Annotated in this window: 15 protein-coding genes and 3 pseudogenes; 8 read left to right on the top strand and 10 right to left on the bottom strand. The window is 58.0% G+C overall.

Translation table 11 applies throughout. The features are described from left to right. Nucleotides 1-156 precede the first annotated feature (156 nt). Both lysS and prfB read right to left on the bottom strand, forming a co-directional pair. Entirely contained in the window at nucleotides 157-1677 is a 1521-nt protein-coding gene (gene lysS / locus AC6I8M_RS15500) for a lysine--tRNA ligase (RefSeq protein WP_010616934.1), read from the bottom strand. 9 nt (nucleotides 1678-1686) lie between these two features. Continuing rightward, nucleotides 1687-2785, bottom strand: a protein-coding gene (gene prfB, locus AC6I8M_RS15495) for a peptide chain release factor 2 (RefSeq protein ID WP_153005941.1) whose coding sequence is annotated in 2 segments (ribosomal slippage) — nucleotides 1687-2709 and nucleotides 2711-2785 — 1098 coding nt in all. Because the reading frame shifts where the segments join, the coding sequence is not laid out codon by codon here. A 551-nt stretch (nucleotides 2786-3336) separates the two neighbouring features. Here prfB and AC6I8M_RS15490 point away from each other — a divergent pair. Together AC6I8M_RS15490 and AC6I8M_RS15485 are read left to right on the top strand one after the other, a co-directional pair. Next, nucleotides 3337-4869 carry a S8 family serine peptidase gene (locus tag AC6I8M_RS15490; protein WP_010616932.1) on the top strand — a complete coding sequence of 511 codons (1533 nt, stop codon included), beginning with the start codon at nucleotides 3337-3339 and terminating at the stop codon, nucleotides 4867-4869. 142 nt (nucleotides 4870-5011) lie between these two features. Then, nucleotides 5012-6094, top strand: a complete 1083-nt coding sequence (locus AC6I8M_RS15485; RefSeq protein ID WP_010616931.1) for an autotransporter outer membrane beta-barrel domain-containing protein — start codon at nucleotides 5012-5014, stop codon at nucleotides 6092-6094. Between the two features lie 3 nt (nucleotides 6095-6097). Here AC6I8M_RS15485 and recJ read toward each other — a convergent pair whose 3' ends face one another. Genes recJ through xerD form a run of 3 tightly spaced genes read right to left on the bottom strand, consistent with a single transcriptional unit; the run spans nucleotide 6098 to nucleotide 9464 of the window. Further along, nucleotides 6098-7825 carry a single-stranded-DNA-specific exonuclease RecJ gene (gene recJ / locus AC6I8M_RS15480; RefSeq protein WP_498013496.1) on the bottom strand — a complete coding sequence of 576 codons (1728 nt, stop codon included), beginning with the start codon at nucleotides 7823-7825 and terminating at the stop codon, nucleotides 6098-6100. 9 nt (nucleotides 7826-7834) lie between these two features. Continuing rightward, nucleotides 7835-8548: a bifunctional protein-disulfide isomerase/oxidoreductase DsbC gene (gene dsbC / locus AC6I8M_RS15475; RefSeq protein WP_498013495.1), complete on the bottom strand. Its 714-nt coding sequence runs from the start codon at nucleotides 8546-8548 to the stop codon at nucleotides 7835-7837. Between the two features lie 22 nt (nucleotides 8549-8570). Next, on the bottom strand, nucleotides 8571-9464 hold the full coding sequence (gene xerD, locus AC6I8M_RS15470) for a site-specific tyrosine recombinase XerD (RefSeq protein WP_010616928.1): 894 nt from the start codon (nucleotides 9462-9464) through the stop codon (nucleotides 8571-8573). A 100-nt stretch (nucleotides 9465-9564) separates the two neighbouring features. Between xerD and fldB the strand changes: the two genes are divergently transcribed. Continuing rightward, a complete protein-coding gene (gene fldB, locus AC6I8M_RS15465; RefSeq protein ID WP_010616927.1) occupies nucleotides 9565-10083 on the top strand; it encodes a flavodoxin FldB in 519 nt (172 codons plus the stop codon). Here fldB and AC6I8M_RS15460 read toward each other — a convergent pair. Both AC6I8M_RS15460 and sdhE read right to left on the bottom strand, forming a co-directional pair. Next, nucleotides 10080-10499 carry a protein YgfX gene (locus tag AC6I8M_RS15460; RefSeq protein ID WP_010616926.1) on the bottom strand — a complete coding sequence of 140 codons (420 nt, stop codon included), beginning with the start codon at nucleotides 10497-10499 and terminating at the stop codon, nucleotides 10080-10082. The genes fldB and AC6I8M_RS15460 overlap by 4 nt on opposite strands. After that, nucleotides 10474-10740 carry an FAD assembly factor SdhE gene (sdhE, locus tag AC6I8M_RS15455; RefSeq protein WP_010616925.1) on the bottom strand — a complete coding sequence of 89 codons (267 nt, stop codon included), beginning with the start codon at nucleotides 10738-10740 and terminating at the stop codon, nucleotides 10474-10476. The genes AC6I8M_RS15460 and sdhE overlap by 26 nt, the downstream gene beginning before the upstream one ends. Before the next feature lie 228 nt (nucleotides 10741-10968). Between sdhE and ygfZ the strand changes: the two genes are divergently transcribed. Next, the gene (gene ygfZ, locus AC6I8M_RS15450; RefSeq protein WP_010616924.1) at nucleotides 10969-11952 is read left to right on the top strand and encodes a tRNA-modifying protein YgfZ; all 984 of its coding nucleotides are present in this window, start codon (nucleotides 10969-10971) and stop codon (nucleotides 11950-11952) included. 52 nt (nucleotides 11953-12004) lie between these two features. Here the strand turns inward: ygfZ and trhA are convergent, their stop codons facing one another. Next, the gene (trhA, locus tag AC6I8M_RS15445) at nucleotides 12005-12658 is read right to left on the bottom strand and encodes a PAQR family membrane homeostasis protein TrhA (RefSeq protein ID WP_498013494.1); all 654 of its coding nucleotides are present in this window, start codon (nucleotides 12656-12658) and stop codon (nucleotides 12005-12007) included. 177 nt (nucleotides 12659-12835) lie between these two features. Here trhA and AC6I8M_RS15440 point away from each other — a divergent pair, with 177 nt between their 5' ends. After that, entirely contained in the window at nucleotides 12836-13567 is a 732-nt protein-coding gene (locus AC6I8M_RS15440) for a MurR/RpiR family transcriptional regulator (protein ID WP_010616922.1), read from the top strand. Between the two features lie 124 nt (nucleotides 13568-13691). Next, nucleotides 13692-15130, top strand: a pseudogene (locus tag AC6I8M_RS15435) (6-phospho-beta-glucosidase). Nucleotides 15131-15190: 60 nt separating this feature from the next. On the opposite strand, the pseudogene AC6I8M_RS15430 reads toward AC6I8M_RS15435, so the two are convergent. Together AC6I8M_RS15430 and AC6I8M_RS15425 are read right to left on the bottom strand one after the other, a co-directional pair. After that, nucleotides 15191-15840: pseudogene (locus tag AC6I8M_RS15430) on the bottom strand (SDR family oxidoreductase). 484 nt (nucleotides 15841-16324) lie between these two features. After that, on the bottom strand, nucleotides 16325-16972 hold the full coding sequence (locus tag AC6I8M_RS15425; RefSeq protein ID WP_022547328.1) for a hypothetical protein: 648 nt from the start codon (nucleotides 16970-16972) through the stop codon (nucleotides 16325-16327). 399 nt (nucleotides 16973-17371) lie between these two features. Between AC6I8M_RS15425 and uraH the strand changes: the two genes are divergently transcribed. Continuing rightward, on the top strand, nucleotides 17372-17707 hold the full coding sequence (gene uraH, locus AC6I8M_RS15420; RefSeq protein ID WP_010616706.1) for a hydroxyisourate hydrolase: 336 nt from the start codon (nucleotides 17372-17374) through the stop codon (nucleotides 17705-17707). A 246-nt stretch (nucleotides 17708-17953) separates the two neighbouring features. Continuing rightward, nucleotides 17954-20131: pseudogene (gene katG, locus AC6I8M_RS15415) on the top strand (catalase/peroxidase HPI). Nucleotide 20132: the final 1 nt, after the last annotated feature.

The following is a 20132-nucleotide window of genomic DNA, read 5'->3' as shown; positions in this document are numbered from 1 at the left end:
CGGGTTGTCATCAGGAATTTTATGTTGGGGGAAGTTGGGTGCGAGCTGGTGCCCTCTCCCACAGGGAGAGGGAGAAAACCAGAGCGGCCCTCTGCCACGCGGGAACAAGCAAGTCCCCTCTCCCCATGGGAGAGGGTTAGGGTGAGGGCAACCTAATTACTTACCGGTCGGGCGCAGAGCCGGGAACAGGATCACGTCACGAATGGTGTGGCTGTTGGTGAACAGCATGACCAGACGGTCGATACCAATGCCCAGACCCGCGGTCGGTGGCAGACCGTGCTCCAGCGCGGTGACGTAGTCTTCGTCGTAGAACATCGCTTCGTCATCACCGGCGTCCTTCGCGTTAACCTGCTGCAGGAAACGCTCGGCCTGATCTTCCGCATCGTTCAGCTCGGAGAAGCCGTTACCGATTTCACGGCCGCCGATGAAGAACTCAAAGCGGTCGGTGATTTCCGGGTTCTCGTCATTACGACGCGCCAGCGGTGACACTTCTGCCGGATACTCGGTGATGAAGGTTGGCTGAATCAGGTGCGCTTCCGCGGTCTCTTCGAAGATCTCGGTCACCACGCGGCCCAGCCCCCAGCTTTTCTCCACTTTGATGTGCAGCGCATTGGCAATCGCCACCGCTTTGTCAAAGTCATCCAGATCGGCGAGGTCCGTTTCCGGACGGTATTTCTTGATCGCTTCACGCATGGTGAGCTTCTCAAACGGCTTGCCGAAATCGAAGGTGTGCTCACCGTATGGCACTTCCGTAGTGCCCAGCACGTCCTGCGCCAAGGTGCGGAACAGGCTCTCGGTCAGTTCGATCAGATCTTTGTAGTCCGCATACGCCATATAGAGTTCCATCATGGTGAACTCTGGATTGTGGCGCGGCGAAATCCCTTCGTTACGGAAGTTACGATTGATCTCAAACACGCGATCAAAACCGCCTACCACCAGACGCTTGAGGTACAGCTCCGGCGCAATACGCAGGTACATGTCGATGTCGAGCGCATTGTGATGGGTGATGAATGGACGCGCGGACGCGCCGCCAGGAATCACCTGCATCATCGGCGTTTCCACTTCCATAAAGTCGCGGTTAACCATGAACTGACGAATGCCGGCCATGATTTGTGAGCGAATTTTGAACGTCTTGCGCGAATCGTCGTTGGAGATCAGGTCAAGGTAACGCTGACGGTAACGGGTTTCCTGATCGGCGAGGCCGTGGAATTTGTCCGGCAGCGGACGCAGCGCTTTGGTCAGCAGGCGCAGCTCAGAGATGTGGATCGACAGCTCGCCGGTTTTGGTTTTGAACAGCTTACCGCGCGCGCCGAGAATGTCGCCGAGATCCCATTTTTTGAACTGCTCGTTGTAGACGCCTTCCGGCAGATCGTCACGTGATACGTAGATCTGGATCTGGCCGCCCACATCCTGCAGGGTGGCGAATGACGCTTTACCCATGATGCGGCGGGTAATCATACGACCGGCTACGCTTACCTCGACGCCGAGCGCTTCCAGCTCGTCGTTCTCTTTGCTGTCATAGTCGGCATGCAGACGATCGGAGGTAGTGTCACGGCGGAAATCGTTAGGAAACGCCACGCCCTTTTCACGCAGCGCGCTGAGTTTTTCGCGACGCGCTTTCAGTTCGTTGTTTAACTCAAGGGCGGCATCAGCGCTCTGCGGTTGTTGTTCAGACATGTCGGTTCCTTATAGCCCTGCTTTTAAACTTGCTTCAATAAAACGGTCAAGATCGCCATCCAGTACGGCCTGGGTGTTACGCGTTTCTACGCTGGTACGCAGATCCTTGATGCGCGAATCGTCAAGAACGTATGAACGGATCTGGCTGCCCCAGCCGATGTCCGACTTGTTCTCTTCCGCCGCCTGCTTGTCGGCATTCTTCTTCTGCATTTCGTATTCATACAGCTTGGCACGCAGCTGTTTGAAGGCCTGATCTTTGTTCTTATGCTGCGAGCGGTCGTTCTGGCACTGCACCACAATGTTGGTCGGCAGGTGGGTAATACGCACCGCTGACTCGGTTTTGTTAACGTGCTGACCACCGGCACCCGAGGCGCGATAAACGTCGATACGCAGGTCGGCCGGGTTGATTTCGATGTCGATGCTGTCATCCACTTCCGGGTAAATAAATACCGAACTGAATGAGGTGTGACGACGACCGCCGGAGTCGAACGGGCTCTTACGCACCAGACGATGAACGCCGGTTTCGGTACGCAGCCAGCCGTAAGCGTAATCACCGATGATTTTGATGGTGGCTGATTTGGTACCGGCCACTTCGCCTTCGGACTCTTCGATGATCTCGGTTTTGAAGCCTTTGGCTTCCGCCCAGCGCAGATACATGCGCAGCAGCATGCTGGCCCAGTCCTGCGCTTCGGTGCCGCCGGAGCCGGCCTGAATATCCATGTAGCAGTCGGCGCTGTCGTATTCGCCGGAGAACATGCGGCGGAACTCCAGTTCACCCAGCTTCACGTCCAGCGCGTCCAACTCGACCACGGCTTCGTTGAAGGTCTCTTCGTCGTCGGCTTCAACCGCCAGCTCCAGCAGACCCTGCACATCTTCCAGCCCCTGCTGCATCTGGTCGAGCGTTTCGACCACCGCTTCCAGCGAGGCGCGCTCTTTGCCCAGCGCCTGCGTGCGTTCAGGTTCGTTCCAGACGTCCGGCTGTTCCAGCTCGGCGTTTACTTCTTCGAGGCGTTCTTTCTTGGCATCGTAGTCAAAGATACCCCCTAAGAACGCTGCTGCGCTCGCTGAGGTCCTGGATACGATTTTTGACCGGATTAATTTCAAACATGGCTTTTCAGTCTTTTTTGACGATTCGGTGAGAGGAAATAAAAGTAACGCGCTACTTTACCCGAAAGCGCGCCTAGTTTGTAGCTTTGCACATCAATGGCTATACCGCGTATGAACCGGCAGAAAATAATTGCGCCACTTCTGGAAACCGGCAGGTATGGCGGTTGCCAGAAATCCCGCTGCCACTCGCCATCCGCGCGGTGCGCCTTCAGAATTTTCCTACATAATCACGGCAATAAACGCCAGCTGGCGTCATTAAAACCCATGATTTCTCAGACAAAATCATTAAAACTCCACCATCAGAAATGTCTGGTTCGAAGCGTGATATAGCGCGATTAGCCTGCGCAATGCTGCGCTGTCCTGGCCATCAACCGGCCAGTGCGCACCTTATCCTTTCTGCACCCTGGCGGAATCTCAGGGGGTCGTGATTCATCTATTGCGTTCTGTCTGTCAGCCACGTTGCTCAGGAGTATTCGTGACAGGGAAAGACTGCATTCAGGCCCGTTAACGTGAACGGGCGACAACATGCCCTGAGAGGCATGAGGAGTTGCCATGCATTATCCTGTCGTTACTTTTCGTACCTCACCGCGCCTGCTGGCGCTCATCATCCCGTTTCTGCTGAGCGCCTGTGGTGGCGGAGGCGGCGGCGGTGGTAGCGGCGGCGGAAGCACCCTGACCCCGGTCACGCCGGTCGTTGAACCTGCGGTGCCGGCCACGGCCGCCAGCAGTAAAGTGGGCATCATTGACTCAGGTCTGGCCCCGGGCCGCAGCGAAGTTAATTACGCCAACGTGAATTTCTCCAGCTATGTCGGCAGCAACACAGCGCTGAATGAGAACATGGGGATCAACGGCCACGGCACGCTGGTGGCAATGACGCTACTGGGGTTGTCGCCTGACAGCACGCTGTATGTGGCGCAGGCGTCACAAAATAACATTTTCAGCTATGACAATACTGCGCGCGCCGTGCAGGGATTAGTGGCGCAGGGCGTGCGCATCTTCAATATGTCATACGGTTCGCAGGAGCGCTTCACCAGCCAGCAGGCGCTGACCGACGCGCGCCAGCGCTATCAGTCGCTGTATCAGGGGCTCAACGCGGTGGCTGCGGCAGATGGGCTGGCGGTGATGATCACCGGCAACAACAGCGGCGCCACGCCGGCACCGGACGTGCTGACACCGCTGATGTATAACGACCCGCAGCTGGCCCGTAATCTGGTGGCGGTCACCGGCATCATGGATCATACCGGTTATGACCTGCCGGGCCGCGCAGCCGGCACCGGACCGTTTGACGCCTGCGGCGCGGCCGCCGCATGGTGCCTGACCGCGCCGGGTTATACCGATTATCTGTATCAAAATTCTGACGGCAGCTGGGTACAGGTGCGCAGCTTCGGCACCTCGTTTGCCGCACCGCGCGTGACGGCCGCGGCCTCGCAGCTGCTGCAGCGTTTCCCGTGGATGAGCGGCCATAACCTGCAGCAAACCCTGCTGACAACCGCCACCTACCGCAGTGATGCGCACGATAACGTCGCCGACAGCGCGAACGGGCGGCCATACAATGAGACGTTCGGCTGGGGCGATCTTAACGCCGCCAAAGCCTTAAACGGGCCGGGACAATTCTGGGCAGAGGACTTCAGTGCGCGCCTCGACGGCGGCCAGTATGTGTTCAGCAATGACATCAGCGGCGATCGCGGGCTGGTGCTGGACGGCAGCGAACGCGGCGGTACGCTGCAGCTGACCGGCAACAACAGCTATCAGGGCCTGACGCAGGTCTCCGCCAATAGCTTGCTGATTGACGGTGCGATTGCCGGCAACGCGCTGGTGAACGGCAGCGGCAAACTGGGTGGCAGCGGACGCATCGGCGGCAATCTGGTCAACCAGGGATCGGTTAACGGCGACCTGCAGGTGGCGGGCAACTATCAGCAAAGCGCCGACGGTACGCTCAACGTCACGCTGAACAATCCGCTGCGCGTGGCCGGCAACGCGGCGCTCGACGGCACGCAGAACCTCGCGCCGCCCTCCGCCAGCTACGTGGTGAAACAGCAGGAAACGCTGCTGACCAGCGGCGGCGTGAGCGGTCAGTTTAGCTAGGTCAATACCGGCGTATTTCTCGACGGTTCCGTCAGCTATGACGCCCACAGCGTTACCGGCCAGCTAACGCGCAAGAACACCGCCGCGGCGGTACAGGCGATGGGAATGGATAGCGCCAGCGCGCAGCAAACCAGCCGCAACCTTGGAGCAGGCGTTTGAACTGGCGGACCGCTGGCAGGGTCAGGCGACGCTGAGCAGTGCGCAGCAGTCAGCGCTGGCGGCTGCAGGCGCCTTCCAGACGCTGGCGGACACCCGCAGCGCACAGGCGGCGATCAACTCCCTTTCCGGCCAGGCGCATGCCTCCGGCAATGCGGTGCTGTTCAACGCGCTTGATTATCAGACGCGCCTGCTTAACAACCGCATCGATGATGCCAGCGAACAGGGGCGCTTCGGCTTCTGGCTGGAGAGCGGTCAGCTGCGCGGTTCGCTCGACCAGGACGGCTATCTCGGCAACCGCTACCGCAATACCCTGACCGCGCTGGGTGTCGACAGCGATTTTGGCCAGCCCGGCCTGCGCCTCGGCATCGCCTGGACGCACACTCAGCTTGATGCCACCTATGACGACACCGGCGGCAATAGCCAGAACAGCCTGCAGGGCATAATGCTGTATGGACGCTATGCGGTGACGCCAGCCTGGTACTGGCAGGGCAATCTCAGCTATCAGCATGGACGCGACAAACTGCAGCGCCTGGTGCTGCTGGATGAAGCTGCACCGGTCTCCTCTTCCGCCCGCACAGACAGCTGGCAGGCGGCGCTGCAGAGCGGCTATCGCTGGACGCTGCAGGAGGATTATCGCATTGAGCCCTACCTCGGCTGGCGTGAAACCGGCCTGCAAACCGGCAGCTTCAGCGACAGCGGCAGCGCGTTTGGCCTGCAGGGCGACGGCGACAGCTATCGCCGCAGCGTCGGTTACGGTGGCCTGAATCTCAGCGCGCGCCAGGACTGGTCGGCGGGCTGGTGGAGCATGCTGAGCCTGTACGGCGAATACCAGTACGCTTTCAGCAATCCGTCGATGGACGTCAGCGCGCGCTGGAGCGGCTTCGGCAGCGGTCAGCAGAGCTTTACCATCCCGGGTATGCAGCTCGATCGCCGCTCGCAGTGGTTTGGTGCGCGGGTTGATCTGGTGCAGTCGGCACGCGCGCGGCTGTTTCTGCGTGCCGACCGCCACGTGGCCGATCGCGGCGATGAGAAGGTACTGCGCGGCGGTGTCGACGTAATGTTCTAAAGGTTACGACTGTGGCCAGATATGGTCGATGATCAGCTGTACCGAGCGATTGCCGCGGTATCCGTTGATATCCAGCTTGTAGGCCAGCTGCACCTGACGCACGCTGCTGTCCGGCCACAGGCTGGTGTCCACGTTAAAGGCGATACCATCCAGTAACGGGCCGCCGCCCAGCGGCTCGACCATCACCTTAAGGTGACGCTCGCCCACCAGACGCTGCTGCAACAGCTTAAACTGACCGTCGAACACCGGCTCCGGAAACGCCTGGCCCCAGGGGCCGGCTTCACGCAGCATTTCCGCGGTGTGCAGGGTGAACTCCTGCGCGTGCAGTTCGCCATCGGACCACATCACGCCCTGCATCGCCTCGCCTTCCAGCCATTCGTCGATCAGCGCGGCAAAGCGCTGGCGGAACTCATCGTACTTCGCCTCTTCCAGCGACAGCCCCGCCGCCATGGCGTGCCCGCCAAATTTGATGATCAGGCCAGGATAGAGCGTGTCGATCCGTTCCAGCGCGTCGCGCAGATGCAGTCCGGCAATCGAACGGCCAGAGCCCTTCAGCGTGCCGTCACCGGCCGGCGCGAAGGCGATTACCGGACGGTGGAAGCGCTCTTTCAGGCGTGACGCGAGGATGCCAACCACGCCCTGATGCCACTCCGGGTGATAAAACGCCAGCCCGAGCGGCAGATCGCGATGCTGGCGCTCCAGCTCATCGCACAGCGCCAGCGCCTCGCTCTTCATGCCCTGCTCAATCTCTTTGCGCGTCTGATTAAGCGCATCAAGTTCGCTGGCCAGCATGCGCGCTTGGGCAATATCCTCCGTCAGCAGCAGCGCAACGCCAACCGACATATCGTCCAGCCGGCCGGCAGCATTGAGGCGTGGCCCGACGGCAAAACCGAGATCGCTGGCCGCCAGCTGACGCGCATCGCGGTTGGCAATGTCCAGCAGCGCGCGGATGCCGGCACGGCATTTCCCGGCGCGGATGCGGCTCAGCCCCTGCCACACCAGAATGCGGTTGTTGGCATCCAGCGGCACCACGTCGGCCACGGTGCCGAGCGCCACCAGATCCAGCAGTTCGGCCAGATTGGGTTCACTGCGCCCGTCGCTGAACCAGTTCTGCTGACGCAGATGGGCACGCAGCGCCAACATCAGATAAAACGCCACGCCCACGCCCGCCAGCGAACGCGACGGGAATGCGCTGTCGCTCAGGTTAGGGTTAACGATGGCCTCTGCCGCCGGCAGCGTTTCGCCCGGCAGGTGGTGATCGGTGATCAGTACCAGAATACCGTGCTGGTGCGCGGTGTCGACACCCGCGTGCGACGAAATGCCGTTATCCACGGTGAGGATCAGCTCGGCGCCGCGCGCGCGCGCCTGCTCCACCACTTCCGGGCTCAGGCCATAGCCGTCCTCAAAGCGGTTCGGCACCAGATAATCGACGTTGCCGCCCATGCTGCGCAGCGCCAGCACGGTGAGCGCGGTGCTGGTGGCACCATCGGCATCGAAATCGCCCACCACCACGATGCGGCGTTGCTGCTGCAGCATCTGGTGCAGCAGCGTCACGGCGCGCTCAATGCCGCCAAGACTTTGCCACGGCAGCAGGAATTTAGCGCCGCGTTCCAGTTCGGCGGCGTCTTTGACGCCGCGCTGCAGGTAGAGACGACGCAGCAGCGGCGGTAAATCATCGGGTAAGCGCGCGTCGGCCTGGGCTTCACGCCGACGCAATTCTACAGAGTGCATCACTGTGTCTTAACCACCACGCTTCTGCCCGTCCAGCACCTGCTTCAGCTCCTGCGGTCCCTGGTAGCTAGGAATCATCATGCCGCTGTCGGTGAGGATGGCGGGCGTGCCCTGAATACCAAACAGAATGCCCAGCTTGTAGTGCTGGTCGAGATTGATTTTGCAGCTCGCCGGCGCATCCATTTGCGGTGCGTCGCCTTTCATTGCGGCATCAAACGCCTTGTTGCGATCGGCGCTGCACCAGATGGCGGTCATGGCTTTCTCCACCTGGCCGTGCAGGCCTTCACGCGGGAACGCCAGATAGCGCACGGTGATGCCCAGCGCATTGTAGTCAGCCATCTGCTCGTGCAGCTTGCGGCAGTAGCCGCAGATGATGTCGGTGAACACGGTGATCACGTGCTGCTCTTTCGGCGCTTTGTAGACAATCATTTCCGGTGCCAGCGCGGCGACTTTTTTCTCCAGCTGCTGATTGGTGACATTCACCGGCTGCGCGCCGCTGACATCATACAGCGGGCCCTGAATCATGTGCTTGCCGTCTTCGGTGACGTACAGCACGCCGCTTTCGGTCATCACCGTTTTGATACCCGGCAGCGGCGACGGCTGGATTTCCGCCTGCTGCATACCCAGTTTTTTCAGTGATTGCTGAATCGCGCTGTCATCGGCATGGGCCAGCGCAGAAAAGGCGCTGACCAGCAGAGCCAGCGTCGTAACGGTTTTTTTCATCTCAAATCCTTGTTGCCGCTGCTCAAGCGCGCGGATGATGCTGTTGATGTAACTGACGCAGGCGCTCAGTCGCCACGTGCGTGTAAATCTGGGTGGTCGACAGGTCGCTGTGCCCCAGCAACATCTGTACGACGCGTAAATCGGCACCATGGTTCAGTAAATGTGTGGCAAATGCATGGCGCAGCACGTGCGGTGACAGCTTTTCGCTGTCGATGCCGGCAAGGGTGGCATAGTGTTTGATGCGATGCCAGAAGGTCTGGCGTGTCATCTGCTGCGCGCGGTTGCTGGGGAACAGCACATCAATGGTCTGTCCGTTCAGCAGCCACGGCCGCCCGTGTTCCATATAGTGCTCCAGCCAGTAAATCGCTTCTTCACCTAATGGCACCAGCCGCTCTTTATTGCCTTTACCGATGACGCGCACCACACCCTGACGCAGGCTGACATCACTCAACGTCAAACCGACCAGCTCAGAGACGCGCAGCCCGGTAGCGTACAGCAGCTCCAGCATCGCTTTGTCACGCAGCTCGAGCGGTATGTCCGTTGCCGGCGCCTGTAACAGGCGCTCGACCTGATTTTCTGACAGATCTTTCGGCAGGCGCTGCGGCAATTTCGGCGCAGACAACAGCGCGCTGGGGTCGTCACTGCGCAGCTTTTCGCGGTACAGATACTGGAACAGACGGCGCATTGCGCTCAGGGTACGCGCTGAGCTGGTGGCTTTGTAACCGCCCTCAATCCGCTCAGCCAGAAACTGCTGTAAATCAGCGGCTTCCAGCGACAGCAGCGTGCGCTCATGGTGGTGCAGCCAGGCAGTAAGCGTCTGCAAATCCTGACGATAGGACGCCAGCGTATTCTGCGCCAGGTTGCGCTCAGTCCAGAGCGCGTCGAGAAACTGTTCTATCAGATCGCTGTCCTGCACTGTTGCCCCTCGCCGTGTGAAATCGTGCTCATTATGCCTGAAACTGGCCTGCTTCTGGTACAATTGCGCCAGAGTGAGTTTCAGTCAGAGCATTAATTGCATGAATATCGGTCTGTTTTACGGTTCCAGTACCTGTTACACCGAGATGACGGCGGAGAAAATCCGCGACTTTATCGGTGAAGAATTAGTCACACTGCATAACCTGAAAGATGACGATCCGTCGCTGATGGAGCAGTACGATTTACTGATTCTCGGTATTCCGACCTGGGATTTCGGCGAACTGCAGGAGGACTGGGAAGCGGTGTGGCAACAGCTGCCAGCACTCAACCTGCAGGGCAAAATTGTGGCGCTGTACGGCATGGGCGACCAGGTCGAGTACAGCGAATGGTTCCTTGATGCGCTGGGTATGCTGCACGAACTGCTGCTGCCGATGGGCGTGCAGTTTGTCGGTTACTGGCCGCTCGACGGCTACCAGTTTACCAGCAAAAAACCGCTGACCGCCGATGGTCAGCAGTTTGTCGGTCTGGCGCTCGACGACGTTAATCAGTTTGAGCTGAGCGAAGAGCGCGTCGAGCAGTGGTGCGAACAGATTCTGACCGAAACCGCCGCGCTGCTTTAATGCGGCGTCGCGCCATCAAGCAAAAAACAGCGGGCGCGTAACGCGCGCCACGCGTCGGGCGGCATGCTGTCGTGCAGCAGCCACAGTCGCCAGCGCTGCCCGCGACGGTTACGCAGCACCAGCAACACGCCCCACGGTAGCCAGTCCGGCTGCAGTTGCGCCTGCCAGCGCTCACCGCGCCAGTGCCAGTCACCCTTGTCATCCAGCATGAGCGCTCCGCAGCGCTGCTGCAGGCGACGCGCGTTACGCCAGCACTGCAGAGTCAGCAGGATCAGTACCGCGACCTGAACCCAGGCCCAGCCCGCCGGCCAGCGACAGCTCAGCAACAGCGAGCCATACAGCCCGAACAGCGTCACATTCAGCGCCCGCGCGCTGCGTGACGCGCGCAGATCACATTGCCACCGGCCCGCGTTCACGGTTGCGCTGCTGAATCAGTTTCACCATGCGTTTGAACTCGGGATCGGCCGGTTCGCCGTGGTTCATCATCCAGTTAAACAGGTCCGGATCGTCGCTCTTCAGCAGCGCGACAAACACCTGCTTGTCGCTGTCGCTCAGCGAATCATACTCATATTTAAAGAACGGCATGATGGAAACATCCAGCTCCAGCATGCCGCGACGGCATGCCCACTGGACGCGCGCTTTGTCATGAATATCCATGTATCTTCTTCCACAGCTGATAACAGTGGCGCTCAGTGTACCTGCTTTTTCGCCGCGCTGCAGGCGTGCAACCGGACGCTGCGCGCGGTGACGCACAGCAATGCCACCAGTTACAGGGTTATCACGCGATTTGTGCGCCAGATTCCGCAAACAGGTTGCAATGGCGCACTGCTCTTTTAACATTGGTAAGCATATTACTGGATAAACCTTATTGATCAGGACGGACTCATGCCGATTTTCACCCTTCCGCCTCGCCAGCCCGCTGCGGCGTCGCGCCTGCCTTTAACGCTGATGTCGCTCGACGAGTGGGCGCTGGTGTCGGTGCAGGGCAAAGACAGCACCTCTTATCTGCAGGGTCAGCTGACGCTGGACGTGGCGGCGCTGGACGCAGCGCAGCATCGCCCGGCGGGGCACTGCGATGCCAAAGGCAAAATGTGGAGCAATCTGCGTCTGTTCCATCGTGGAGAAGGTTATGCCTATGTTGTGCGCCGCAATCTGCGCGAGCAGCAGGTGACCGAGCTGAAGAAGTATGCGGTGTTCGCCAAAGTGACCATTGCGGCAGATGATGACGCGGTACTGCTCGGCGCCGCCGGTTTTCAGGCGCGCGCCGCGCTGGCTAACGTTTTCGCCACGCTGCCGGATGCCACAACACCAGTGGTGCAGCAGGATGACACAACTCTGCTGTGGTTCGCCGAACCAGCCGAGCGTTTTCTGCTGGTCACCACGCCGGCGCAGGCCGAAGCGCTGCAGCAGAAGCTGGCCGGGGAAGCGCAGCTGAATGACAGCACGCAGTGGCTGGCGCTGGATATTGCGGCGGGCGTGCCGGTGATCGACAGCGCCACCACGGCGCAGCTGATTCCGCAGGCCATTAACCTGCAGGCGCTGGATGCCATCAGCTTTAAAAAAGGCTGTTACACCGGCCAGGAGATGGTGGCGCGCGCCAAATTCCGCGGCACCAATAAACGTGCGCTCTACTGGCTGGCGGGCAGCGCCAGCAAAGTGCCTGACGCAGCCAGTTCGCTGGAGTTGCAGATGGGCGACAAATGGCGTCGCACCGGCACGGTGCTGAGCGGCGTACAGCTGGATGATGGCAGCGTGTGGGTGCAGGCGGTGCTGAACAACGATCTGGAGCCGGATAGCGTGCTGCGCGTTGAAGGCGATGAAAGCGGTAAGCTGACCATTCAGCCGCTGCCCTATTCGCTGGAAGAGTAACGGTTACGGCTGGTATGCCACAGGGTCGCCATCAGTGGCGACCCATGCCTTGTTACATCACGTAAAAATAGATGGCGCAAAAGTGCAGCACGCTGCCGCCCAGCACGAAACCGTGCCAGATGGCATGATTGTACGGGATACGGCGCGACACATAGAAAATCACCCCGAGCGAATAGACAATCCCGCCCGCCGCCAGCAGCCAGACGCCGCCGGCCGACAGTTTGGTTGCCAGCTGATAAATCACCACCACCGACAGCCAGCCCATGCTGAGATAGGTCACCAGGGACAGCACTTTAAAGCGATGCGCAATGGTCAGCTTAAAGATGATGCCCGCCAGCGCCAGACTCCAGATCACCACCATCAATCCCTGCGCCAGCGGCGATTTCAGTCCGACCAGCAGAAACCGCGTGTAAGTCCGGGCGATCAGCAAATAGATGGCGCAGTGGTCAAATTTCTTCAGCCAGTATTTGGCGCGCTGATGCGGAATGGCGTGATACAGCGTCGAGGCGAGGAACAGCAGAATCATGCTGCCGCCGTACAAGCTATAGCTGGTAATTGCGGTGATATTCGCATGCATTTCAACGGCTTGGATCAACAGCAACACCAGCCCCACGATGCCAAACACACAGCCCAAGCCGTGGCTGATGCTGTTGGCGATCTCTTCTGCCAGTGAATAGCCTTGGGCAATAAGTCGGTTCTGTACCATGGCGTCGGATTCCTGAACATCGTAACGAAAGTTATGCTTTTTCTGTGCAACAGAGTTGCGAAGAACAATTTCAGAGTACACATGTACGCTAAAATTATTCTGTGAATGAGGTGTGACAACCCAGCGGCAAACCAATCAGTTACACTGAGGCTTCTTTTTGCCGTGAGCGCCGCCCGAATGTTTTCACACAGCGACCTGTCCCGTTTGAATGACCTTGAGATGCAGGTTTATCACTTCATCATCAAACACCGGGAAAGTGTCAGTTATATGACCATCCGCGAACTGGCGGCGCAGGCGGGCGTCTCGACCACCACGGTGCTGCGCTTCTGCTGCAAAATGCACTGTGACGGCTGGTCAGAATTCCGCATCCGTTTTCACCTAGCGCAGGAGCAAAGCGCGCCGGTGCTGCTGCCCTCCGGCGTCGGAGAAATGCTGAGCTTTTTTAAAAGCATCAATAACGCAGAATTTAATCAGCAGATTGCCACCGCAGCGCAAATGATCATTGAGGCTGAGCACATTTTCTTTATTGGTGCCGGTACCTCAGGTAGTCTTGGCAAATATAGTGCGCGCTACTTTTCCAATATTGGTAAATTCAGCCATCACATCGATGATCCTTATTACCCGGTGAGTAAAAGTGCCTGGGAAAATGCGCTGGCCATTATTTTATCCGTCTCTGGCGAAACCGAAGAGATCCTGCGCTTTGCCAGTCAGTTCAGTCTGCATCACTGTAAAATCATCTCCATCACCAATCATGACAACTGCTCGCTGGCGAAAATGGCGAATTTCAATCTCTCCTATCATGTGCCGCAGGAGAAACTGCCTGACCGCTACGATATTACCACCCAGGTACCGGTAATTTATATTCTGGAGACGCTGGGCCGATATATTTCCTGCCTCACGCAGGTATAAAACAGCCTGTTTTTCTGCGGTAACAAGTCACATTTCCGCGCCGGTGTTATAGCGTGACTTTGCTATTTCAGTTGTTACACTGCGGGCAGTGTTATTTTCGCCAACAGCGTGACGAGGTAATGAAATGAGTGAAGGATTGCAGTTACCCAGCGGATTTCTCTGGGGCGGCGCGGTGGCAGCCCATCAGGTTGAGGGCGGCTGGGATCAGGGCGGCAAAGGCGTCAGCATCGCCGATGTTCTCACCGGCGGCGCACACGGCGTTGATCGCGTTATCACGTCCGGTGTCCAGCCCGGCCAGCACTATCCCAACCATCAGGCGGTGGAATTCTATTCGCACTACAAACAGGACGTGGCGCTGTTTGCCGAGATGGGTTTCAAATGTTTCCGCACCTCGATTGCCTGGACGCGCATTTTCCCCAACGGCGATGAACTGCAGCCCAATGAAGCCGGCCTGCAATTTTACGATGACCTGTTTGATGAGCTGCTGAAATATGGCATCGAACCGGTGATTACCCTGTCGCACTTTGAGATGCCTTATCATCTGGTTAAAGAGTACGGCGGCTGGGCCAATCGCAAAGTGGTCGATTTCTTTGTGCGCTTCAGTGAAGTGGTGATGACGCGCTATCGCCACAAGGTGAAGTACTGGATGATCTTCAATGAAATCAATAACCAGCGCAACTGGCAGTATCCGCTGTTCGGCTACTGCTGCTCCGGCGTGGTGTTCACCGATCATGAAAAGCCGGAGCAGACGATGTATCAGGTGATGCATCACCAGTTCGTCGCCAGTGCCAAAGTGGTGAAGCGCGGCCACGAAATCAACCCGGATTTCCAGATTGGCTACATGATCGCCATGGTGCCGGTCTATCCGTTCTCCTGCCATCCGGATGACGTGATGCGCGCGCAGGAGTCGATGCGTCAGCGCTACGTGTTCAGCGACGTGCAGATGCGCGGCGCGTACCCGGCTTATACGCTGAAAGAGTGGGCGCGCAAGGGCTATCACATTGCGATGGAAGCCGATGACGCCGAAACGCTGCGTCAGGGCTGCTGCGATTACATCGGTTTCAGTTACTACATGAGCAATGCGGTGGACACCAAAGCCAGCGGCGTCGACGACCCGATCACCGGCTTCGACGGCGTAGTGCCTAACCCGCATGTGAAAGCGTCCGACTGGGGCTGGCAGATTGATCCGGTCGGCCTGCGCTACGGCTGAATGCGCTGTATGAGCGCTATCAGAAGCCGCTGTTTATCGTTGAGAACGGCTTTGGTGCCATTGATAAAGCCAACGCACAGGGCGTGATCGAAGATGACTACCGCATTGATTATCTGCGCACGCACATCGAAGAGATGAAAAAAGCGGTGGCGCTGGATGGCGTCGATCGGCTGGGCTATACGCCGTGGTGCTGCATCGACTGCGTCTCCTTTACCACCGGCCAGTACAGCAAGCGCTACGGCTTTATCCACGTCGATAAAAACGATGACGGCAGCGGCAGCTTTGCCCGTTCGAAGAAGAAGAGTTTCGCCTGGTATCAGCAGGTGATTGCCAGCAATGGTGAAGTGCTGTAACCGCTTATAGCGCGCGACGTGAAGATGTACGCCGCGCGCTAACAGGCTGTGACGTGCGGCTCAACGCCCGCCTGACGCATCAATAAAGCTGCCGGTGACGTATGAAGCGGCGTCACTGGCCAGCTAGGCGATGGCGGCAGCGATCTCCTCCGCCTGGCCGCCGCGCTGCATCGGCAGCGATGCCGCGAGACGATCAACGCGCCCCGGCTCGCCGCCGTCGGCATGCATATCGGTGTAGATCAGCCCTAGCCGCACGCTGTTGAGCGAATCCCCTGCGCCGCCACTTCCAGTGATAATCCTCTGGTCAGCGTGTCCATCGCGCCTTTCGACGCTGCATAATCGACATACTCATTGGGCGAGCCGGTACGCGAGGCCGCCGACGAGACGTTAACAATGGCGCCGTCCCGGCCGCCGTGTGCGGTGCTCATGCGTTTTACCGCTTCGCGGCAGCAGATAAACGTGCCGGTGACGTTGGTTGCCAGCACGCGCAGCGCGCCCGGCTGCTGGTCCAGCTGTCGGAACATGCGCACCACCTGCGCTTCATCGGCAATATCCGCCTGTAAGGCAAACGCGCTGCCGCCCTGCGCTTCGATATCTGCCACTACCTGCAACGCTTCTGCTTCGCGCTGCCGGAAATTGATTACCACGCGATAACCCGCCTGCGCCAGCAGCAGCGATGTTGCCCGTCCAATTCTGATAGGACGTGAGATATTTAAAAGGGAAACGTGCGATAAATGTGGATCTACCTGGGACAAACTGGATCTATCTGGGACGGGTGAGGTAATTAAGTTTCACATAGTGAAACAGAAATCAGTACTCAAATCGACCGATTATTGAAATCATGTTGCTACTTGAAGTCGTATCCGGTTCAGTCAGGAGAAGAGCCTGATGGCTTTCCTGCTGTAATTACTTTTCAGTATGTGAAAGAGAAAACAGAATCAAAATCACCTGCCATTGCATCTTTCCTCAACGATAATCTAGAATCTCGTTTGCTAGTACATCGATTCTTATACTACGTGAGGAAAGTGCAATGAGTAATAACAAAGACCAGAGGCATGACCGCGTTGACTACTCTGACGACTCCAAAGGTATGGTGACGATTGTTTTCGACAAAGATACGCTTCGTAATGAGAAAACAGACTCATCTTCTAAACCAGTCACACCACCGCCATCCAGACCAGCCCGACAATAACGTTACTCTTCAGGGAGAACCCTTGCCTCTTTGAACCTGGTTCTCCTTACCTGTACCCGCGCTATCTGATCCGCAGGGACATAAGTCGCCAGTGCTCCCCAGGTTTCATGCAGTACATCACTGCATGCTTTCCAGTCTGTGCTGCCAGCCGCTTTTTCATGGGTTACATAGAGCAAAATGTCTTTTTCGTTTCCCAGAACAAAGCATCCGCATGGTTGCCCTTCAAAGTGGCCAGGTGCTTCCGACAAAAGCGTTGAGCCATTTTTCAGGTAAACATAGACTTCCGAAACATAGTAGCCACGCTGGTCAAACATCCTCTGCCAGGCAGAGTGGGTGCTGTCAGACCACGATATATCATATTTCCGCAGGAGGCCATACATCCATTTCTTGCCGTATTTGCGCCAAACCGAACCTGCAATAAAAGCAGAGATAACAGCCGGAACAGATGCTATGTAGGTGTTGAACCCCAACCACACTGCTGAATGATAAAGCCCGGCGGGTAAAAGACAAAAGACCAGGGTCGTAAACGTGATATCAACAGGCTTATGGTGCTGTTTCAAGCCAACATTGGCAATAAAATAACCGATGTAGCCAGAGGCCAGTGTTACCAGAGTTGCCCAGGGCAGATTCAGCAGCGATGCCTCTATCATTCAATCCTCCTTCGCCTCGTGTTGCCAGGACTCATTAGTGCTTTCTCGCAGAACATTCTTGTATACATATGGCAAACAGACTAGTAAACACCTTTAATGACGTTGAGGATTTTACCCTCATTGCACAACAAGTGATGAATCGAGCATATGAAATATTCTTCTATTGTCTGGTTAGCATTAAACCAATACTCACTATCTGGTGTACAGGTTATGTTTTTCTCTCCGACGTTTCACTGTGTGAAACTTAATTACCGTAACCTGTCCCAGATAGATCCAGTTTGTCCCAGGTAGATCCACATTTATCGCACGTTTCCCTTTTAAATATCTCACGTCCTATCAGCAGGAAGCGCTGGCGCAGCTGCGGGAAATTACCCTGTTACGGCTTAAGGAGAGCATCACATGAGCACCATCACCACTCATATTCTCGACACCGCGCTGGGCAAACCGGCGATTGGCGTCGCGATGTCGCTGGAGCAGAACAGTCCCGAGGGCTGGCTGCCGGTGGCCGAGGGCGAAACCGACAGCGACGGGCGCATCAAAGATCTCACGCCTGAACCGCTGGCGCCGGGCCACTATCGCTTAACCGCTGAGATCGGTGACTATTTCGCCGCCGACGGGCGTGATGCGCTGTACGTCAGCGCGCAGATTGATTTTGTGATTGGTGCCGCCGGCAGCCATTATCACCTGCCGTTCCTCATTTCCCCGTGGTCGTGGTCGACCTACCGCGGGAGTTAATCCAGGTCGCCATATAATGGCGACCCTACAAAATCGTTATGCGGATACGTAGAGTGCGCATTGATGCGCACCGGTATATCCCGATCCATCATGAGGTGTACAAATGCGCCCTGAAATTCGTGCTCTCTATCACAAACCTCGCGCTTGAAAGCCATTAACTATCAAAACCTTCGGTCCATCCAAATATATTCTGCAACACGGTGCGGTTATCTTAACCGGACAACGTGAAGCCAATGGAGCCGAGAAATGAGCACGCCCGAAAATAATGATAATGCAGCCGCCTCAGGAAAATGCCCCTTTCATCATGGAGCATCGGAAGAGAAAAGCGTTTTAGCGCGTGGCGCCGGAAGCGGAACCACTAACCGCGACTGCTGGCGCAAACATGCTGCGCGTCGATCTGTTAAACCAGCATTCCAGCCGTTCTAACCCCCTCAGTGACAATTTCAACTACCGTGAAGAGTTCAGCAAGCTGGATTACGCCGCGCTGAAAGCCGATATTCGTGCGCTGCTGACCGATTCGCAATCCTGGTGGCCAGCCGACTGGGGCAGCTACATCGGGTTGTTTATCCGTATGGCATGGCACAGCGCCGGCACCTACCGCACCATCGACGGTCGCGGCGGTTCCGGACGTGGCCAGCAGCGCTTTGCGCCGCTCAACTCCTGGCCGGATAACGTCAGCCTCGACAAAGCACGTCGTCTGCTGTGGCCGGTGAAACAGAAGTATGGCCAGAAAATTTCCTGGGCCGATCTCTACATTCTTGCCGGTAACGTGTCGCTGGAAAACGCCGGCTTCCGTACCTTTGGCTTTGGTGCCGGTCGTGAAGACGTCTGGGAACCGGACATGGACGTGGACTGGGGACATGAGACCGAATGGCTGGCGCACCGCCATCCGGAGAGTCTGGCAAACGCGCCGCTCGGCGCGACGGAAATGGGTCTGATCTACGTGAACCCGGAAGGTCCGGAAGCCAGCGGCGATCCGCGCTCAGCGGCCCGGCGATTCGCGCCATCTTCGGCAACATGGGCATGAACGACGAAGAGATCGTCGCGCTGATTGCCGGCGGGCATACGCTGGGTAAAACGCACGGTGCCGCTGCGGCCAGCCACGTGGGCGTCGATCCGGAAGCCTCGCCGCTGGAAGCACACGGTCTGGGCTGGCACAGCAGCTACGGCAGCGGTGCCGGTGCAGATGCCATTACTTCCGGTCTGGAAGTGGTATGGACGCAAACCCCAACGCAGTGGAGCAACTACTTCTTCGAGAACCTGTTCAAATATGAGTGGGTACAAACGCACAGCCCGGCGGGCGCGATTCAGTTTGAAGCGGTTGATGCCGAAGCGATTATCCCGGATCCGTTCGATCCAGAGAAAAAACGCAAGCCGACCATGCTGGTCACCGACCTGACGCTGCGTTTCGATCCGGAGTTCGAGAAGATTTCGCGTCGTTTCCTCAACGATCCGCAGGCGTTCAACGAAGCCTTCGCCCGCGCCTGGTTCAAACTGACGCACCGCGATATGGGGCCAAAAGCGCGCTACCTCGGTCCGGAAGTGCCGAAGGAAGATCTGCTGTGGCAGGATCCGTTACCGCAGGCCACGCATCAGCCGACGCCGCATGACATCACCGATCTGAAAGCGAAAATTGCCGCTTCGGGTCTGAGCATCAGCCAGCTGGTCTCTGCGGCCTGGGCGTCCGCTTCCACCTTCCGTGGCGGCGATAAACGCGGCGGGGCGAATGGTGCCCGTCTGGCGCTGGCGCCGCAGAACGGCTGGGCGGTCAACGCCAGTGTCACCCGCGATGTGCTGCCGGTGCTGCAGAAGATTCAGCAGGAGTCGGGTAAAGCGTCGCTGGCGGATGTGATTGTGCTGGCGGGCAGCGTCGGGATTGAGCAGGCCGCAGCGGCGGCAGGCGTTGCCGTACAGGTGCCGTTCACGCCGGGTCGTGTGGATGCGCGTCAGGACCAGACGGATGTCGAGTCATTCAACGTACTGCAGCCGCTGGCCGATGGTTTCCGTAACTATCGCCGCGTGCAGGGCGGTTCTTCCACCGAAACCCTGCTGCTGGACAAAGCGCAACAGCTGACGGTACTGCTGGGTGGTCTGCGCGTGCTGGGCACCAACTTCGACGGCAGCGCGCACGGCGTGTTTACCGATCGCGTGGGTGTGCTGAGCAACGACTTCTTCATCAATCTGCTGGATATGCGCACCGCATGGCGCGCCACCGATGAGAGCGCTGAGCTGTTCGAAGGCCGCGATCGTCAGAGCGGAGAAGTGAAGTACAGAGCCACCCGCGCCGATCTGGTGTTTGGTTCTAACGCCATCCTGCGCACGCTGGCGGAAGTTTATGCCAGCAGCGATGCGAAGCAGAAGTTCATTAACGACTTCGTGGCCGCCTGGACCAAAGTGATGAACCTCGACCGGTTCGATCTGTAAG

The sequence above is a fragment of the Type-A symbiont of Plautia stali genome (assembly GCF_059731155.1).
The sequence above is the reverse complement of the archived record's forward strand: the minus strand, read 5'-3'. Positions and strand labels throughout refer to the sequence as shown.

Excerpts from the sequence above, each read along its gene's own strand:
- AC6I8M_RS15440 (WP_010616922.1), top strand. The coding sequence starts at position 12,836 with ATGTTTTCACACAGCGACCTGTCCCGTTTGAATGACCTTGAGATGCAG.
- uraH (WP_010616706.1), top strand. The coding sequence starts at position 17,372 with ATGAGCACCATCACCACTCATATTCTCGACACCGCGCTGGGCAAACCG.
- recJ (WP_498013496.1), bottom strand. The coding sequence starts at position 7,825 with ATGCACTCTGTAGAATTGCGTCGGCGTGAAGCCCAGGCCGACGCGCGC.
- dsbC (WP_498013495.1), bottom strand. The coding sequence starts at position 8,548 with ATGAAAAAAACCGTTACGACGCTGGCTCTGCTGGTCAGCGCCTTTTCT.
- AC6I8M_RS15425 (WP_022547328.1), bottom strand. The coding sequence starts at position 16,972 with ATGATAGAGGCATCGCTGCTGAATCTGCCCTGGGCAACTCTGGTAACA.
- AC6I8M_RS15490 (WP_010616932.1), top strand. The coding sequence starts at position 3,337 with ATGCATTATCCTGTCGTTACTTTTCGTACCTCACCGCGCCTGCTGGCG.
- sdhE (WP_010616925.1), bottom strand. The coding sequence starts at position 10,740 with ATGGATATTCATGACAAAGCGCGCGTCCAGTGGGCATGCCGTCGCGGC.
- ygfZ (WP_010616924.1), top strand. The coding sequence starts at position 10,969 with ATGCCGATTTTCACCCTTCCGCCTCGCCAGCCCGCTGCGGCGTCGCGC.
- fldB (WP_010616927.1), top strand. The coding sequence starts at position 9,565 with ATGAATATCGGTCTGTTTTACGGTTCCAGTACCTGTTACACCGAGATG.
- trhA (WP_498013494.1), bottom strand. The coding sequence starts at position 12,658 with ATGGTACAGAACCGACTTATTGCCCAAGGCTATTCACTGGCAGAAGAG.
- lysS (WP_010616934.1), bottom strand. The coding sequence starts at position 1,677 with ATGTCTGAACAACAACCGCAGAGCGCTGATGCCGCCCTTGAGTTAAAC.